Annotated in this window: 17 protein-coding genes and 1 tRNA gene; 3 read left to right on the plus strand and 15 right to left on the minus strand. The window is 30.8% G+C overall.

From position 1 onward, the window contains the following. Window positions 1-95: 95 nt before the first annotated feature. From HGI79_RS14495 to HGI79_RS14550, 12 genes are all read right to left on the minus strand, one after another. Entirely contained in the window at window positions 96-992 is an 897-nt protein-coding gene (locus HGI79_RS14495) for an MBL fold metallo-hydrolase (protein ID WP_185651413.1), read from the minus strand. A 25-nt stretch (window positions 993-1,017) separates the two neighbouring features. Beyond that, window positions 1,018-1,977 carry a CehA/McbA family metallohydrolase gene (locus HGI79_RS14500; protein ID WP_185651414.1) on the minus strand — a complete coding sequence of 320 codons (960 nt, stop codon included), beginning with the start codon at window positions 1,975-1,977 and terminating at the stop codon, window positions 1,018-1,020. Between the two features lie 31 nt (window positions 1,978-2,008). Beyond that, window positions 2,009-2,464, minus strand: coding sequence for a hypothetical protein (locus HGI79_RS14505; RefSeq protein ID WP_185651415.1), 456 nt, complete (start codon window positions 2,462-2,464; stop codon window positions 2,009-2,011). A 241-nt stretch (window positions 2,465-2,705) separates the two neighbouring features. Next, window positions 2,706-3,548, minus strand: coding sequence for an ABC transporter permease (locus tag HGI79_RS14510; protein WP_185651416.1), 843 nt, complete (start codon window positions 3,546-3,548; stop codon window positions 2,706-2,708). 42 nt (window positions 3,549-3,590) lie between these two features. Then, window positions 3,591-4,745, minus strand: coding sequence for an extracellular solute-binding protein (locus HGI79_RS14515; protein WP_185651417.1), 1,155 nt, complete (start codon window positions 4,743-4,745; stop codon window positions 3,591-3,593). 47 nt (window positions 4,746-4,792) lie between these two features. Next, on the minus strand, window positions 4,793-5,776 hold the full coding sequence (locus tag HGI79_RS14520; protein WP_185651418.1) for an ABC transporter ATP-binding protein: 984 nt from the start codon (window positions 5,774-5,776) through the stop codon (window positions 4,793-4,795). 71 nt (window positions 5,777-5,847) lie between these two features. After that, the gene (locus HGI79_RS14525; protein ID WP_185651419.1) at window positions 5,848-6,681 is read right to left on the minus strand and encodes an ABC transporter permease; all 834 of its coding nucleotides are present in this window, start codon (window positions 6,679-6,681) and stop codon (window positions 5,848-5,850) included. Between the two features lie 14 nt (window positions 6,682-6,695). Further along, window positions 6,696-7,376, minus strand: coding sequence for a glycerophosphodiester phosphodiesterase (locus tag HGI79_RS14530; protein ID WP_185651420.1), 681 nt, complete (start codon window positions 7,374-7,376; stop codon window positions 6,696-6,698). Window positions 7,377-7,882: 506 nt separating this feature from the next. Further along, window positions 7,883-8,902 carry an ABC transporter ATP-binding protein gene (locus HGI79_RS14535; protein WP_185651421.1) on the minus strand — a complete coding sequence of 340 codons (1,020 nt, stop codon included), beginning with the start codon at window positions 8,900-8,902 and terminating at the stop codon, window positions 7,883-7,885. Between the two features lie 26 nt (window positions 8,903-8,928). Further along, window positions 8,929-9,723 (minus strand): ABC transporter permease, encoded by a 795-nt coding sequence (locus HGI79_RS14540; RefSeq protein ID WP_185651422.1) that lies wholly within the window; start codon window positions 9,721-9,723, stop codon window positions 8,929-8,931. Further along, window positions 9,704-10,561 (minus strand): ABC transporter permease, encoded by an 858-nt coding sequence (locus tag HGI79_RS14545; RefSeq protein ID WP_185651423.1) that lies wholly within the window; start codon window positions 10,559-10,561, stop codon window positions 9,704-9,706. The genes HGI79_RS14540 and HGI79_RS14545 overlap by 20 nt, the downstream gene beginning before the upstream one ends. After that, a complete protein-coding gene (locus HGI79_RS14550) occupies window positions 10,548-11,723 on the minus strand; it encodes an extracellular solute-binding protein (RefSeq protein ID WP_185651424.1) in 1,176 nt (391 codons plus the stop codon). Before HGI79_RS14550 ends, HGI79_RS14545 begins: the two co-directional genes overlap by 14 nt. Window positions 11,724-12,020: 297 nt before the next feature. Between HGI79_RS14550 and HGI79_RS23310 the strand changes: the two genes are divergently transcribed. Beyond that, entirely contained in the window at window positions 12,021-12,260 is a 240-nt protein-coding gene (locus HGI79_RS23310) for a SelT/SelW/SelH family (seleno)protein (protein WP_185651425.1), read from the plus strand. A 155-nt stretch (window positions 12,261-12,415) separates the two neighbouring features. On the opposite strand, the gene HGI79_RS14560 is transcribed toward HGI79_RS23310, so the two are convergent. From HGI79_RS14560 to HGI79_RS14570, 3 genes are all read right to left on the minus strand, one after another. Next, window positions 12,416-12,502 (minus strand) — tRNA-Leu (locus HGI79_RS14560). 179 nt (window positions 12,503-12,681) lie between these two features. Then, the gene (locus tag HGI79_RS14565) at window positions 12,682-14,055 is read right to left on the minus strand and encodes a VanW family protein (protein ID WP_185651426.1); all 1,374 of its coding nucleotides are present in this window, start codon (window positions 14,053-14,055) and stop codon (window positions 12,682-12,684) included. A gap of 59 nt (window positions 14,056-14,114) precedes the next feature. Continuing rightward, a complete protein-coding gene (locus tag HGI79_RS14570) occupies window positions 14,115-15,254 on the minus strand; it encodes a VanW family protein (protein WP_185651427.1) in 1,140 nt (379 codons plus the stop codon). A 304-nt stretch (window positions 15,255-15,558) separates the two neighbouring features. Here HGI79_RS14570 and HGI79_RS14575 point away from each other — a divergent pair, with 304 nt between their 5' ends. Both HGI79_RS14575 and HGI79_RS14580 read left to right on the plus strand, forming a co-directional pair. Then, window positions 15,559-16,539: an alpha/beta hydrolase gene (locus HGI79_RS14575; protein ID WP_185651428.1), complete on the plus strand. Its 981-nt coding sequence runs from the start codon at window positions 15,559-15,561 to the stop codon at window positions 16,537-16,539. A 45-nt stretch (window positions 16,540-16,584) separates the two neighbouring features. Beyond that, on the plus strand, window positions 16,585-17,826 hold the full coding sequence (locus HGI79_RS14580; RefSeq protein ID WP_185651429.1) for a competence/damage-inducible protein A: 1,242 nt from the start codon (window positions 16,585-16,587) through the stop codon (window positions 17,824-17,826). Window positions 17,827-18,170: the final 344 nt, after the last annotated feature.

Here is an 18,170-nt window from a genome sequence, read left to right on the forward strand (position 1 = left end):
CTTTAGACTGATTAAAAGTTTTTAACGTGCCGAAGTTTGGCAGCATATTCGGTCGTATAAGTTAAATTTCGGGCGTGGTTATCTATAGCTTATCCCTAATCTATAATTAAGCCATCATAAGCCACTATTATTTGAAATTTACTGTATTTTTTTACTTCTTGTTCTAACAATGCATGTGTTAGATGATGTTTGTGATTAATATGAGTCAAATATACTTTTGTGTTTTTATCTATTGTGCCATTAGCATTAAATACTTCTAGAACTCTTATTACACTTATAAGATCTAAATGACCAAAAGGTTTTTCCTCTTTTCTTCTTTCCCCTGCAAAAGTACATTCTATAATTAATAAATCTATGTGTTTTTCTTTTAAATATTCTATTGTCTCATCTAATGGATATCCTGTATCAACCCCATAGAATAGAGTCCTGCCATCCTCTAAGGTTATTAAATAATTATTAGAATTTTCATTAATTCCAAAACTATAATGAGCACCCTTTAATGGAACAACCTTCATGTTTTCTATTTCATAAACTTTATAATATTCTAATGGTATGAATTCTATGATCTTGTCTTTTATAACAGGTGAGTTAGCAAAATTACTCTCACCCATTCTAAAGGATTTTAATTGTTCCATAACCCATTGATATGCTCTTTGACTTACATATATATTTATTTTGTGATCGTTATCTCCATTTACCATTTCCTTTAACAACAGCTCAGATAAACATAAATGATCACTATGTGTATGTGTTATTAGTATATGCTTAAGTTCAGTCATGTCTATGTTATGTTTCATTGATGCTGCCATTACATCAGGCCCAAAATCAATTTGAACCATTTCATTTATTCTAAACAAACTTCTAAGCTTTAACTCTTTGCCACCAACTTTTCTTGCATTATTGCAAATTTCACAGCCACATAAAGGATTTGGTATACCCTCTGCAGCTCCAGTGCCTAAAAACATTAAATTACTATTTATGATTTTATTCATAATTTCCCCCGAAATAAAAAGATTCTTATTTAAAATATATTGGATTGCTAATTGCTAATACATGCTTATTTATATCATCAAGGATTTCTGCTCTTATCCATTTTCTTTCGTTATTTTCATGGATTTCAATGTTAACTTTATTATTTTTACTGTATTTAACTTCCTTTACTTTTCCACAATTATCAACTAAATTTATTATTATATTTTCTTTAATGGTTGTCCAGTTTATATCAAATAAAATATTATATGGATTATCATTTCCTTCTGACTCAATGGTTTCACCAATATTATATATTTGCATATGTTTTTGAATTTTCATATTAAAACAAGGTCCCTTTGACATAACCACTCTTCCTGCTTTTATTGCTTCCTTAATTGCATCTTCAATATGCTTTGATGTATCTATTAATAACCAATTAAAAGCATTACTTTCTTCAAAATGTTCTTTTTTATGAAAATCTCCGCCATAAACAGCTGTAATTTTTCTTCCTTCATCAAGTCTATTTATCCATAAATTTTTATTTTTTTCCCATTCATTAAACTTATCAGTTACACCATGCCATACTTCTATGAAATCTATTTTGCTAAAATCCACATCTATAAAGCTGTAACTGCCACCAGTACAGGCAGGATCACCAAGCCCTCTTGGGTGAGCAATTCCGATTATTCCATTGTATTTATGAACATAATCTGCAAGATCATTTAAGGATTTAATGGTAAGACTTTCCCATCTATAATATGGAGCTCCAACTACAACTATATGTCCATAAAAAGTTGTATACTCAATACCCTTTATTATGTGAACTCCTGTCTCTTTGGAAATATCATGGGCACTTTCTGCAGCAGCCATGGTGTTATGATCTGTCAAAAACATAGCATCTACAGAGGTTCTTCTTGCAGCATAAGCCATGTCTCTTAAAGTGTCCTTTCCATCCGAATTTAGTGTATGTGTATGTGTATGTACTTTAATCCATTTAAAACTCATTTATTATATTCCTTTCTGAAGATTTCTTTATTTACTCAATATAGGCTTTTAAAAAAATTTTCATATTATCAGTAAACACTCCATGAAAGGATATAACTATTTCCCACTGTCCAGCTTCTATTGGAGCTTTTATAAACCCCTGAGTGCTTTCCTTTTGTGATATAATTATTATTTGTTTTCCCTCATGCCTATGAGCACACCCAATATATTGACTTTTATTATAAAGAGACAGAGTAGCTAAGTTTTTCAACTTTTCCTCTCCTCTTATAAATTTTTCTTTTAATAAATTACTTTCTTCAGATGTAAAGCTGTTGCCATGATTTTCAAAAGCCTGTATTATATCTTCCACTTTGCTTACTATCTTGGGAAAATAATCAAATTCCAACTTTAAAATTTTTTTATCTTCATTAACAATAAACTTCAGGCTTCTGTGGGTTTTTGTCTCACTTTTGTTTATTGTTAGTACTGAATTTAGAATTTCCTTCACATTTTTCACACCTTACCACTTTATTTTTTACTTAAGGTATCTAAAAAAATAACAAGTCAATTTTAACTAGAGAATTTTGCGTAAGACACGGCGGCGGATTCCGTAAATACTTGGACTGTTAACGGGTTCTGTCAACTTAATATTGAGCAAAATTACCCGTTAAATTGACTATTTATTTTCTTGAAGACGCCTAAAACAAGACTACCACTATAAAATATAATGGTAGTCTCACTGTTTAGATTTAAGAAGATGTCCATTTATCTTCCTTCATCATTGAAGAAATATAGGAAAATCCTACAATGGCTGAAAGAAGAAACATCATCACAGACATAGCCGCAGCTCTTTGAAAATTAATGTACACACTAAATTCTTGCTGTAGGGCTACCCCTAGCATTCTTGGAGCATTAGTTCCCATTAAAAAGGGAGTTGTAAACTCTCCAATGTTACCCATAAACACAAAGGTTGAGGTTATTAGTAATGACCTAAAAGAAAGCGGAAATATCATATGAACCAATATTCTTATTTTATTTGCTCCAACATCTCTTGCACTTTCAACTATTGAATTAGGTATATTAGTCAAATCAGAAAGTATCAACATGGTAGCAAAGGGAATATTAAACCACAAATTCACCATAATTATGCCTTGAGCCGTAAACATCAAATTAGGTTTATAATCTATTCCAAATAACATTAAAAATCTATTAATTACTCCTGTATCCTTAAATATTAGTATTAAAGCATATAAAGCAACTATTCTGGGTATAAACTTAGGAATAATATAAATTTTTTCCATCAACCTAGCTAATTTACTTGTACTAAATCTTAAATAAAGCGCAAACAAATATGAAACACCAACGCATAAGATAACCGTCATTATTACAATATATAAAGTATATCTTATATTATTAATTTGACTTTTATCAGTAAATATACCAATATAGTTAGAAAAATCATATTTATTGCTGTTTTCATTATAGAAACTAAGAATTATAGAATTAATAATTGGTATTATGATTACTATTAACATAATAGTGAAAGATGGTAACACAAATAATAGTGCCTTTAGTTTATTATTTTTCTTCATAAAACTCTCCTTAAATAGCTCTATTAAAAACTATTTAAAATTCTATTTTAGAGCAGCAACTTCATCCTGCCAACGCTTATAAACAGCTTTATCCAGAGCACCGATAGTATATGGTCTAAATGTTTTAATTTCTAAACCCGCAAGCATTGTCACAGTTTCTTTTGGAAGCTTTGAACTATCTATTACAGGTATAGCTTTCTGTGATTCTACGAAAATCTTTTGTCCATCAACTGAATCAACAAAGTTTAAGAATTTTGCTGCTGCCTCTTGATTCTTGCTCTTAGATGGAATAACTAGTGCTTGTACACCACCATTTAATGAAGGAGTAATTTGTGTAATTTTTGTTGACTTTGGTAAAGTGCCTTTATCTAATTGATTAAGTGTCATATCAGCCCAAGCTGGTATCATATCTACTTGTCCATTTGCTAGTAAGTCTAGAGTTCCTTGATTCTTTGATGGATACTGAACTTTTCCAGAAGCCTTATACATATATGGGTGTAATTCTTTTAATAAATTAATTCCAGTATTCCATTGTTGTGTCCACTTTTCATCATTTGATAAAATGGCTTCCTCTGGCAAACTATTGTATATTGAAGAAATTACAAATGAAGCACCAGAACCACCTGTTGATGGATCATTATAAGCAAATCTTCCTGGGTTTTTCTTTATCCAATCATATAACTCTTTATCTGTTTTTGGAACATCCTTTATTTTGTCTGAATTATATGCTAATACAACTGTTGTTCCTCTAAATACAAGAGCTTTATCTTGTGCTACAGAGGATTGGAATTTAACATCTTTTAAATTTGGAATTTTATCTTTACTCAAAGAAATTACAGAATCTTTTCCTGCTTCCTTGAATAATCTAGCAATTTCATTATCTGATACTTCTACAACGTCTATATCTGTTTCTTTTTGACCAGCTTTTTCTGAAGCTATTAACTTATCCACAGCAGCTTGTGAACTTGGTCCTGAAGCTATAAATTGAAGGTTAACCTTAACATCAGGGTTTTTAGCACTAAACTCTTTAATAACCTTTTCCCAAGTTACCCTTACGTTGTCTGAACCTCCTGAATAAAAATTAATTGTAGTTGTTTTAGCTGAGGTACTCTTTGTAGAACCTTGACAACCAGTAAGTATTAATGAAACTGACATAACTGCTAGCATTGTAAAAGATAGAATTTTTTTTCTTAACATACTTTTCTCTCCTTTTAAAATTATTTATTATTAAATTTATTTGAAACCTATTTATTAAAAGTGTGATAGCTTTTAAAGCTTACTGAAACTTTTTCCCCCTGTGAAAAATCCTTTGCTTCTTCTCTTGGCAAAAATGCTTTTATTAATCCCTTATTCGTATTAAGACTGATTTCAACAAAATGACCTAATATCATAATGCTTTCAATATTACCAGAATAATCACCATTATTTTCTTTATTAATAATTGTATTTTCTGGTCTGGCAGCAATAATTTTGTTATCTACTTCAACAAAGTTCATGTTTCCAATAAACTCCGCCACAAATTTTGACTTTGGGTTATCATATATTTCTTCAGGAGTTCCAATCTGTTCAAATATACCTTTGTTCATGACAACCATTCTATCTGAAAGAGTCATAGCCTCCTCCTGATCATGAGTTACAACTATAACAGTTATACCCAGCTCTGTTTGTATCTTTTTTAACTCTGCCCTCATTTGAACACGTATTTTTGCGTCTAAAGCTGAAAAAGGTTCATCAAGTAATAATAATGAAGGTTTTAATAATAGTGCTCTTGCAATAGCTACCCTTTGCTGCTGACCACCTGATAACTGTGATGGATATTTTTTTTCTATTCCATCCATCCTAACTAAATTCAAAGCTTCTTTTACTTCTTTTTCAATTTGTTTTTTATCAATTTTTCTTAATTTCAAACCAAAGGCTAAGTTCTCATATATGGTCATATGGGGCCAAAGGTTATAACTTTGAAACACCATTACTGTTGGTCTTTTCTCTGGAGGAAGGTTTACTATATTTACGTCATCTAATATTATTTCACCTGAATCAGGTTCTACAAATCCGCCAATAGATCTTAATATTGTAGTTTTACCACAGCCAGAAGGTCCAACCATTGTCAAAAGCTCACCTTCATATATATCAAGGTTAATTCCTTCAACACCATCTCCATTAGGATATTTTTTTGTTAACTGCTTTAAAGATAACTTGATTTTAGCTTTGCTATTTTTTTTATTCATAAATACCTCTCCAATAAATAATTATTTTATCTTATGACTACCCGCTCTAATTCTTCCATCTGCTTCAAGTTTTACTTTATGTTAAACCCTTTTGATAATCCTTCAGCACCAACAAATTTTCTTAAAAAGACTAAAAGTATTATAGTTGGTATAATTAATATAAAGGCAAATACTGCACCAGCAGTTGCAGGATAATCTATTATTACTGAATACATTATAACTGGTATTGTTTTTATATTAGGTATTCCTACAAGCAGAGTACCTTGAGCTTCTTCTAATGATTCCAAAAATGTGAAAACTGAAGCTGTAATAATTCCTGGCATTGCTAAGGGTAATGTAATATATCTAAAGGCTTGCCAAGGAGTTGCTCCCACATCTCTGGCTGCTTCTTCTTGCTGCCTATGCACACTTTTAAATGCTCCCGCTGGTATCCAAGTCATAAACATTATGGTATTTACAATATGTATTAAAATAACTCCCAACATGGTTCCCATAAGATTTAATTTAAAAAATACAACACCAATCATTACATACAAACCTATTTTAGGAAACGCATTTGATATTAAAAAGGAAAATAAAAATACTCTTCTAAGTGGAAACTCGTATCTTGCAAAGGCATATGCAGCCGGAATACATATGATTATTGATAGCACGGTGGTTATTATTGCAATTATAAATGAGAGTATCATAGACCAAGCTAAGTTATCTTGACTTAATACAAAACTCCACCATTTAAATGAAAATGCCTGTGGAAAAAAGGATGGATATTGATAGTTATCTGCAAATGCTAACATTGCAAGGTTTGTAAGTGGTAAAAAGAAAATTATTATAAAAATTCCGAATAAGCAATAGCTAAAAAAATTTTTCTTTCCAAGTGCATAATACAATCTTTTTATACTATTCATAAAATCACCTCCAGTTATTTATTGTTTGAGATTTCAGATATTAAACTTTTTAAAACATCCACTCTCTTTGTTGTTATAGAACTAACATTTAAATTTATCATTCTCTTCATATCCTGAATATCATCAACTGTCCATACAGAAGATAACATTCTTTTTTCTTTACAAACATTTATAATTTCAGGAGTTACCAGTCTATAATTAACATTTATCCCCATAATGTTTAGTGATTCTAATTCATTAAATAATTCAATTAAATATTCTTTATTATTTAATTGAGTTATGTCTAGCTTAGGTGCACCCAAGTTTATGAAATAATTAGTTCCTCTAAGAGCTTCTTCATTGTCAAGTATGCATTGAAAATCTATTCCAGTAAAAAACACTCTATCTTTTATACCATACTCTAAAATAGTTCTATTAAGTTTTCCCAATAATTTTGCATCTTTAATATCAATATTTAGTAATACCTCTTGCTCTTTTTTTATTATTTCTAGGACTTCATCAACATTAGAATACTTGACCTCTACCTTTGGCTTATCATGACTAATAACTAAATTTCCGCTTTCGTCAATATTTAAATCAATTTCTATTATATGTGCTCCATATTTTATTCCAACTTCAACTGCCTCTATGCTATCCATTGTTGTTCCCATACAACCTGCATGAGCAGTTATATTTATTCTATTTTCACTTATCATAATCTCACCTACAATCTTAATATTTTATAGCTGTCTGACAGTTATAATTTTATATATGCAACGTTAAGCATATTTATAAATTGAGTTAACTTGATGTTAAATATCAGTATATAGGTACGGAACTTTTAAATTTAACTTATACGTAGGGATATATTACCAATGTTGAAGTCACATTTAAATATTTTTTATTAGTCTTAGCGAAAATTTGAGAAAAAATCTTAGAACTTTTGATATGTCTGAGGTACGAGTTTATCAAAGTTCTTTTGTATTATTATGAAACTCCTCTTCCTTTCGTCAGAGGAGTAAGCGATTCGCACAAAATCATAGATTTTGGCTCTCTGCTTAAATTTGAGCTTTAGACTAATTAAAAATATTTAACGTGACGAAACATGGTAATATATCCGGTCGTGTAAATTAAATTTCGGGCATGGTTGTCTATATTAAAATGGCTGTGTTAAAAGTCAAAATACATGCAAGATTTTGACTTTTGACACCACCCCTTTAAATTAATTTTGAAAAATATGAAGCTTATCCTTAGAAAAACATATATATGCTTCTTCTTTCATAAACTCTTCACTCATGTCTACAAATACCACAGAGTTTTTTAATTTAACAGCATGTCTATAAAAGCTGCCATTAAACATTTTTTCAACTACAGTACCTTTAAATTTTGCATCTTCATTCTTTTCACTAGAAAGTTGTGCATCACCAGCCTTAAATACTGCTTTTACTTCAGTATTTTGTCCAACATAATCTGTTATAAAAATATCTCCAATATATACTTTTCCTTCTTTAACATAGCCCTCTAGTATATTTGAGTTTCCTAAAAATTCACCAACAAATAGTGTTTCAGGTTTATTATAAACTTCTTTTGGTACTCCAATTTGTTCTATATTACCTTTATTCATAACAATTATTGTATCTGACATACTCATTGCCTCTTCTTGATCATGAGTTACATATATAGCTGTAAGCTTTAATTTCTTTTGGATATATCTTATTTCATATCTCAATTTTTCTCTTACCTTTGCATCAAGGTTAGATAGTGGCTCATCCATAAGAATTATATTGGGCTCTACTACAAGTGCCCTAGCTAAGGCTATTCTCTGCTGCTGACCACCAGATAACTCTGATGGATATCTTTCCTTAGCAATACTCTTCTCTATTTCTACCATATCAAGCATGTCAAAAACCTTTTTTTCTATTTCTTCTCTAGGAAGTTTTTTAAGCTTAAGTCCATATGCCACATTATCAAAAATAGTCATATGAGGCCAAAGAGCATAATCCTGGAATACCATACCTGTACCTCTTTTTTGTATAGAACAATTGGTTACATCCTTATTATTAAATATTATTCTTCCTTCCGTAGGCTCTATAAATCCAGCTAACACTTTCAGAAGTGTAGTTTTTCCGCAGCCACTTGGCCCTACAATTGATGTCATAGTTCCCTCATTAAGCTTAAAGCATATATTATTAAGAGCATAGAAATTATTATATTTTTTTGAAACTCCTATAACTTCTATCATAACCTCACCTCATTTATTTGAAAAATTTATGCTGCTCCAAAGCCTGCAAGATATTCTGCCTTTAAATACTTTTCCATTAAAAAAAGCATTATTATACCAGGTAGTGCTAATAGAATGGCTACTACAGATGCTATCTGCATCTCATAACCTGCAGCAGTATTATACATAAAAACTGACAAAGTCTGTACAAAGGGTGAACCTATAAGTAAGGTTCCTGTAAATTCGTCTAAAGAGAACAAAAACACAAGTATTGAAGAAGCTAATATACCAGGAGCCGCCATAGGCAATGTTATTCTAAAGAAAGTATTAATTTTACTGTAACCTAAATTATAGGAAGCTAATTCTAAACTTTCTGGTATAGATTTAAATACAGATACCATAATCCATAAACAATATATTAATCCACCAGTTAAGTGTATAAGTACCACTCCTGTCAAAGTTCCTACCAAGTTATATTTATAAAATTTTTCCATAGTATTTACGTATACGGGCATCTGTGGAAATGCTTGTGGTAATAAAAATATAAGCATTAACAATGGCTTTAAAGAAAATTTTTTTCTTGAAAGAATATAAGCAAGAGGAATTACCATTACAAGGCACACCACCGTTGTAATAAGCGCTATTATTATTGATAGCCATAGTGCATTCAATATATTTCCATCACTTATTTTTTGCCAGTAAAATATACTCCATTTCTGAGGCAGTGCAGAAGGCCAGTACCATTCCTTTGCAAAGGACCATATGAATAAGGAAGAAAGAGGTCCAAAGATAAAAAATACTATAATTGTTCTAATACTAATTTTAAAAAGTTGTTTTTTCATCTGCAAGCACCTTCTTTATATAATAATAAGCTGCACCTAGTGAAAATATAAAAGAAAACATTCCAAGAGCATTAGCTGTACCATAATCATTCATATCAGTAATTCTATGATAGAGATCAACCATTATCATTTTAGCTCCTTCTCCATTTCCTAACATTAGTGGTATTGAAAAGGAAGCCATCATTGATGTAAATATTAAAATTCCGCTTACTGCTATTGAAGATTTGCACATTGGAACTAATATATCTTTAATCTGCTTGAAAACACCAGCACCTAAATTTCTTGCAGCATTTATATATGAATCTGAAACTTTTTTAAAAGGCGCCATGACTAAAAGCAGTGCAAAAGCAATATTTTTCCACACTAACGCAATAATAATACCTAAAGATGAAAAGGCAATTGCAGGAGCATTGTTTTCATCTATTATTCTCAAGAATGAAAGAAATGAATTTAAGGTACCATGCGGAGCAAGAAAGGTTCTCATGGCATGGCCTACCACTACAAAAGGGACAAATAACGGAATTTTGAATAAAAATTCTACAAGCCTATCATTTTTTAACCTTATATAGGCTGCAGCTGCGATTGCAATTATCATTGTAATAGCTAATGCAGCTATGGAAATAAATAAAGTATAAAATATATCCTTATAATAAAAATCAATTGCAGTAGAAAAATTTTGAAAACTTAAGCTTCCCTCTGAATTTTTAAAGCTATTAATAAAAACCTTTAAAAAAGGAAGGGTAAACACCCATATTATAAGTAATATAGGTGGTGATACAATAATACCCATTCCTGTCTTTGAAAATATGTTTTTTGCTTGCACTTTAGTTCTGTTCATAAGCAGAAGTAATATCCTTTAAATACTGTGGAAGAGGGAATACTTTTGAATTTTGTTTAATATTTTCTGGTGTTATATCTTTAAATAATTTTTCTTGAGCTTCAGGTGAACATTCTTTTAATACTACAGATGGATCTATTCCTGGATACCAATTAAATTTTTCAACTATTTGTTTTGCTTGTACCTTTGGGGATGCTAGAAATTCCGCATATTTTATAGCCATATCTTTATTAGCAGCTTTACTAGATACTACAATATACATAGGTTGACCTGTCAAACCTGGTTCTAAAAGTGTAACTTTAGTTTTGGGATTTAACCTACCATCAGCCTGCCAGGAATAGAACATATCTATCCATACAGGTCCCATATCTATTTCGCCACGGTTTAACATATCTAGAGTTCCATTATTTCCATTTGTGATAACCACAGGTAAGGACTTTAATTGCTTAATAACACCTGGCCATTCTTTTTCAATTTCTTTATCATAAGGTCCTTTAGATAGTTGTTCATACTTTCCTGTTTTTGCATATATATAAGAGGTTGTAAATCCAACTCCGCTCATACCATTTTTTACACCATTATATCCAAACCTTTTAGGATTTGCTTTTATCCACTTTTCTAAGTCATCAAAATTTTTAGGAACTTCTTTTACTTTTTCTGGATTATATGCAATGGCAACTTGGCTTTGAAATAATGGTATAGCATAGCCATCAATATTAGTACCTAGACTATTTTTAGCATTTTCTCCCACAACATTACTTGCTATATTGGTTTTATCAACATATTTTAAAAGTAAACCTTCCTTCATTAGGCTTTCCATAGCACTTTGATGCACTATAGCAACATCAATATCATATTTTTCAGAGTTAGCATTCTTCTGTGCTTTTAATTTATTAAGTATTTGATTACTTCCTGCATCTCCTGGACCTGTTCCAACTACATTAATTTTTACATTTTTATGTTCTTTGATAAAATTAGGTCCAATATCCTTTTGCTGAAGCTCACTCATATTTGTATCTCCAGCAGTTGCTACGTTTAACTTAATTTCCTGGCTGTTTTCATTTGAAGATGTAGCCTGTCCATTTTTACACCCGGTTAAACTACCAAAAATTGAAGTTACTGTCAAAGCCATTAGAACAAAATTTAATATTTTCTTTTTCATATTAAACCTACCCTTCTCTTAATTTTTTGACTGTCTGACAGTTATAATCTTACATATTTAATGTTAAGCATAGCTATAAATTTAGTTAACTTGAAGTTAAATATAGATACCCATGCCCCAAATTTAACTTATACGACCAGATATATTAGCTACAGATGGATTAATTTAATTACCTTTAGATGGGATCTAATGCCCTGTTCATCAATTTATCTCCTAAACCATACTTACGATATTCTTTTATTATAATTCTATTTAAAGGTTATAATAATATTATCAAATTTATAGGAGGTTTTTATTATGAATAAAGTATTAAGTATTGAGTATTGTACTTCTTGAGGATATCTTCCAAAGGCAGTTGTCCTTGCAGAAAGTTTATTAAAGGAACATAAAAACAATATATCATCACTAACCATAATTCCATCTTCTGGCGGAGTTTTTGAGGTAAAATTAAATGATGAACTTATTTTCTCTAAAAAGAGTTTAAACAGATTCCCTGAAGAAGGCGAAGTTGAAAAATTAGTGAGGGAAAAACTTTAATTTTTCCACATAAAAAGAGCCAGTGGATTAACCTATTGGCTCATTTCATATATTGTAAACTTAGATTCATAATATATTACTATAGATAGTTAACTCTATAAGTTAACTTATATTTCAACCTAGTCGTTAAAACCTTTGATTTTTCTTGCTTTAAGTGGTGCGGATAACAGGATTCGAACCTGCACAAAGTCTCCTTCACTAGAACCTGAATCTAGCGCGTCTGCCAATTCCGCCATATCCGCATATTTAACATAAACTTCCAACAAATATTATACCATATTTTATACAATACACAAATATATGCATGAGTTCTTTGTTAACTTTTACAAAATAAAAATATACAGTATACCTAATATGCTTTAGTATATAACTTTGCAAATATATACTAAATAATAATGACACTGTATATTTCTCATAAACCTTATTTTTTTGTTCCTCTTTTTATTTCCGCGTCTACTGGGTAATAAAAGTCATCTGCTATAACATCTTGACTAATTACCTGTCCGTTTCTAGTAGTGGTCTTTATAACTTTTACTTTATATCCCGTATAAGGAGGTTGAACCTGCTCAGTTTGTCCAACTGGTAAAGTTGGATCATCTATGTATTTTACACCTGGTTGAATTGTTTGATAAACTTGAGATCTTAAATCTGTCACAGTATCTGCTAAAGAATCATTGGAGTATATATTAAACACTACACTACCACCTGCTGTACTACCTTCAATATATAAAGGATAGTCTAGAGTGTTTTTAAATTTATAATCTAGGTTACCCCAATCCACAGTGGCATCCATACCTAAAGGTACGTAATGAGATGGAAGAGTATGATGGGCTCTTACCGTAGCTTTAATATTTGATTTAAGCACTGCATTATATAAAGTTGTTGATACCTGGCATATTCCTCCCCCAAGCCCTGAGTCTATTTGATTACCTATAATAACTGGAGCCGATTGATATCCTCTATCTGCAGTTCTTTCTCCTACCACGTCATTAAAACTAAAAGTGTCTCCTGGCATTAAAACTTTGCCATTTATACTTCTTGTAGACAATACTATATTATTTGCCCTTTCAGGCGAAGATATTGATGCATAATCTGTAGAAAAAGTACCTATTCTTGAATTAACAGAGGATAACTTATCTTGAGTAATCTTGGCACCTACAGTCTCAATGGGAGCTTTTATGGTAATGTCTTGTCCAATAGATCCATTAACATTTGATAGTATTTCTTTATGAAGCGCATCTTTTTGTAGTTTTTTACCATTTTGTTCTGGTGTTATAGCAAAACTTCCTTTAGTTCTCCTTATTTTAGCATCTACAGGATCCTTATTTACATCCTTTTCTATTCCACTAATGAGGTTGTTTATAGGCTCTGGATTATATGAAAACTTTAATTCATACTGTTTCTCACCTGAACCTTTTATCAATTTATACCTCTTAAACAAACTTAAATTTTTACCATAATTAAAAACTTCGTCTATAGTCTCATCAATATTATATTTAGGATTTATCTGTGAATAATCTAAAGTATAGGCTTTACCTGGAGTACTTATATGTATTTTCTTTTTCATTACAGCTGATACTTGATTTTGCTCCAAGATTTTTTTAGCTTCACTCTTAGTTTTTCCCGATAAATCTTCACCCTGTACCTTTACTCCCGGATATATTAAGTTAGACCAAGGTTTTATAGCAATGTATTGATAAGATATAAATCCTACAGCTCCTGCTGTTAAAGCAGCAGCTACTATTATTATTCCTAACGGCAGTTTCTTCTTTGTGCTTCTCTTTCTCCTTGCCAAAGGTTATCACCCCTCTACTTGTACCTACTCATTATACTACAAAACTTAGTTTATTAAAATTAATTTATCCTGTTTATACTAGAATATAAATTAAATACAACGTTTCCTCCTGCTGTATATGCCTGAATATATATAGGGCTTGCTAATGTATTTTTAAATTTAAAATCTATGTTTCCATAATCTACGGTAGCGTCCATACCTCCTTGTACATAATGTACAGGCAGCGTATGATGGGTTATTTCTAATGGTTTTAAACTTGCATCTAATATAGAATTATATAAAGTAGTTGATACTTGGCATATTCCTCCACCAAGTCCTGATTCTAACTTGTTTCCTATGATTACTGGTGCGGACTCATAGCCTTTGTCCTCAGTTCTTTCTCCAACAACATCATTAAAGCTAAAAATATCACCTGGCATTAATATTTTTCCATTTATACTTCTAGTTGCAATTATTATATTGTTTGCTCTTTGCGGAGAGGATATAGAACCAAAACTTGTACTAAATGTTCCTATTCTCCCATTTATACTGCTAAGCATTTCTTTTTTTATCCTAGGTGAAACTACTTTGACAGATGCTTTCAAATTTATATTTCCACTTAATTTAGTATCTATGCTAAATACTAAGTCTTTTCCTAATTTATCTTTATCTAATGTTCTCCCGTTTACTTCTGGAACTATATCAATCACACCAGAACCAATTTCTAAAGTTGCATCTATGTAATTCTTGCTTATATCTTTGCCGATTGTATTGATAAGGTTATCTAATATAGTTTTATCATATGTAACTTTTAATGTATAATTTTTAATCTTTGGATTTTTTATCAAAAAGTATCTGCTGAATAAATTTAGCTGTTTCCCATAAAAATAAGCTGCTTCTATTGTTTCATCTATATTATATTTTAGATTTAATTTTGAATAACTTAAAACATAATTTTTATCTCCAGCAGATATGTTTATCTTCTTTTTTTGTACCTGCTCTGAATATAAGTTTTTAAGTATTGTACTTGCTTCCTGTCTAGTCTTTCCTGATAAATCTATGCCCTCTATAGTAACACCTGGGTATATATAGTTATCCCAGTACTTTAAATCATTGTAGTTATATGTTACAAAACCACAAATAAAACTTCCTACCATAGTTAAAAATATCATTATCATAAAAAAATGATTATTTTTAGAAGCATTCACTTGTATATTCATTTTAATCACCTCTATTAACCTCTATTAACCTTATGCTATTATACTATAAATACTACTAAATTTTACAGAAGCAGTTATTAGTTTTAAATATTTGTTGAAATATACAAATATACAGAATAAAATTAATTTATAATACTGATGATATCTAGTAGTTAGCTACGTTTATTTGTATTTGGCAAACTGATATACATATATTTACCACGAATAAAATACATAATTTTAATATAAAAACATATTTGTAAAATGTTATAATGTATATAAACATTTGTAAGTTATTTTTTTATTCATGGAGGGAAAATTATAGATGTATGAAGTTCCTGCTGTCATAATAAGAATTAAAGTAATTAAGAAGAGCTTCGTTGTTTTTCTTACTTTATTTGTTATCTCATTTAATGCATGTGGCTTTTACATTGCTAATATGATATATAGCGAAGCTTGTAGACAGCAAACTAGTAAGGGTATACCAAATTTACACCAAATATACCGAAACACATTTGATGACAAAAGATTTTCTAAACTTTCAAAAGAAGAGGTGGAAATAACCTCTCTCTTCGGCTATAAGCTTAGTGGAACCTATATACCTAATCCTATTAAAACTAATAATACTGTAGTTATTGTTCATGGTTTTAGAGGAAGTAGGTGGGAATCTATGAAATATGCTGATTTGTACATTGATAAAGGGTTTAATACTCTTATATATGATTCTAGATATAGTGGTGAAAGCGGTGGAAATGATGTAACCTTCGGCTTTTATGAAAAATATGATTTAGATAAATGGATTGATTGGGTATATAACAAAAATAAAGGTGGAATAATAGGGGTACATGGTGAGTCTATGGGCGCTTCTACTCTTTTACTTCATTCTCAACTAAATGAGAAAAGTAAACGAGTAAAGTTTTATGTTGCTGATTGTCCCTACTCAGATTTGAAAGCACTTTTCATATACAGACTTGAAGAAGATTATCATATAAAAAATAAGTTAATTGGTAATATACTAACCTTCTATACAAATATAATAGCAAATATCCGATCAGGTTTTGCTTTCTCTGGAGCTTCACCAATTAATGCAATAAAAGATGTAAGAACTCCTATCATGTTTATTCATGGGGATAGTGATAAGTATATACCTTTTTCTATGAGTGAAGAAATGTACTCACTAAAGAACGGTCCTAAGGACATATATATAGCTCCATATAGTGGACATGCGCAAGCCTATTTGTATAATAAGAAAGTATATAAAGAGAAGCTATATAATTTTATTGATAAATACATAAAATTAAAATGATATTAGGGTTCCAGTGTGGAAACTTATTTAAAAGGGAGGTAAAAAATGAAAGCTGAAATACTATCCGTAGGTACAGAAATATTACTTGGAGATATTGTAAATACTAACGCTCAATATCTAGCAAAAAGACTAGCAGATTTAGGTATCTTTGTATACCATCAATCAGTAGTTGGAGACAACGTAGAGCGATTAAAAACTGAACTTGGTGATTCCTTCAATAGAGCTGACCTTGTTATTACTACTGGAGGTCTTGGCCCTACTCCTGATGACCTTACTAAAGAAACTGGTGCCGAATACTTTGGTAAAAAGATGTTTCTTCATGAGGATTCCTTAAATAAACTTAACTCGCATTTTTTAAAAGACGGTAAGGTAGAACTAAAAGGGAATAATATAAAACAAGCCTACTTTCCTGAAGGTTCTCATATATTGCCAAATAATCATGGTACTGCACCAGGTTGTGCTATTGAAGAGGATGGAAAAGTCCTTATAGTATTACCTGGACCACCTAGAGAGATGAAACCTATGTTTGAAGATTATGTGGTTCCTTTTTTAAGTAAATATAGTAGTGGAATTCTTGAATCTAAGGTCTTAAGAATTTCTGGTATAGGTGAAGGCGTTATGGCTGAGCAGTTATCAGACATTATAAATAATAATGTTAACCCTACTGTTGCTCCTTATGCCAAAGAGTGGGAAGTAACCTTAAGAATTACTGCTAAAGCTAATACTACTGCGGAAGCCTTAGAGCTTATAGTTCCCGTAGAAAGTGAGATACGCAAAAGACTAGGTATACATATATATGGCGAGGGCGAAACATCTCTAGAGGCGGTTTTAGCTGAACTACTTATATCTAAAGATTTCACTATCTCCACTGCTGAATCCTGCACTGGAGGTCTTATAGCCTCAAAACTAGTTAACTATCCAGGGATTTCTTCAACCTTTATGGAAGGTGCTGTGACTTACAGTAATGAAGCTAAAATAAGAAGACTAAATGTAAAAAAAGAAACACTTGAAAAATACGGTGCTGTTAGCGAAGAAACTGCTAGAGAAATGGCTGAAGGAATAGCGAAAACCTCTCAAACAAACGTGGGTATAGCTACCACAGGAATTGCAGGCCCAGGTGGTGGAACACCAGATAAACCAGTAGGACTTGTGTATGTTGGACTATATATAAACGGAGAAACTAAGGTTAAAAAGCTTCAACTCTCAGGTGATAGAGACAGAATACGACGAAGAGTCACTATAACAGCTCTAGATTGGCTTAGAAGAGAATTATTAGATATGAAATAGTATTACAATATATACATGCCCTTAGTAAAAATTTAACTTATACTCCGAGATATACTACCATGTTTTGTCACGTTAAATATTTTTTATTAGTCTAAAGCTCAAATGAGAGAAAAACCTAAGAACTTTGATAAACTCGTACCTCAAACATATCTAAAGTTCTAAGGTTTTTCTCTCATTTTCGCTAAGACTAATAAAAAAATTTTTAAATGTGACTTCAACATTGGTAGTATATCTCTACATATAAGCTAAATTTTCATCATGAACCCTATGCAGTACTTATATTTTATAACTTTCTTAATTGTATACATATGTTATCTGTAATAAGAAATTTTTAAATACTTTTT

This window comes from Clostridium sp. DJ247, from assembly GCF_014231265.1.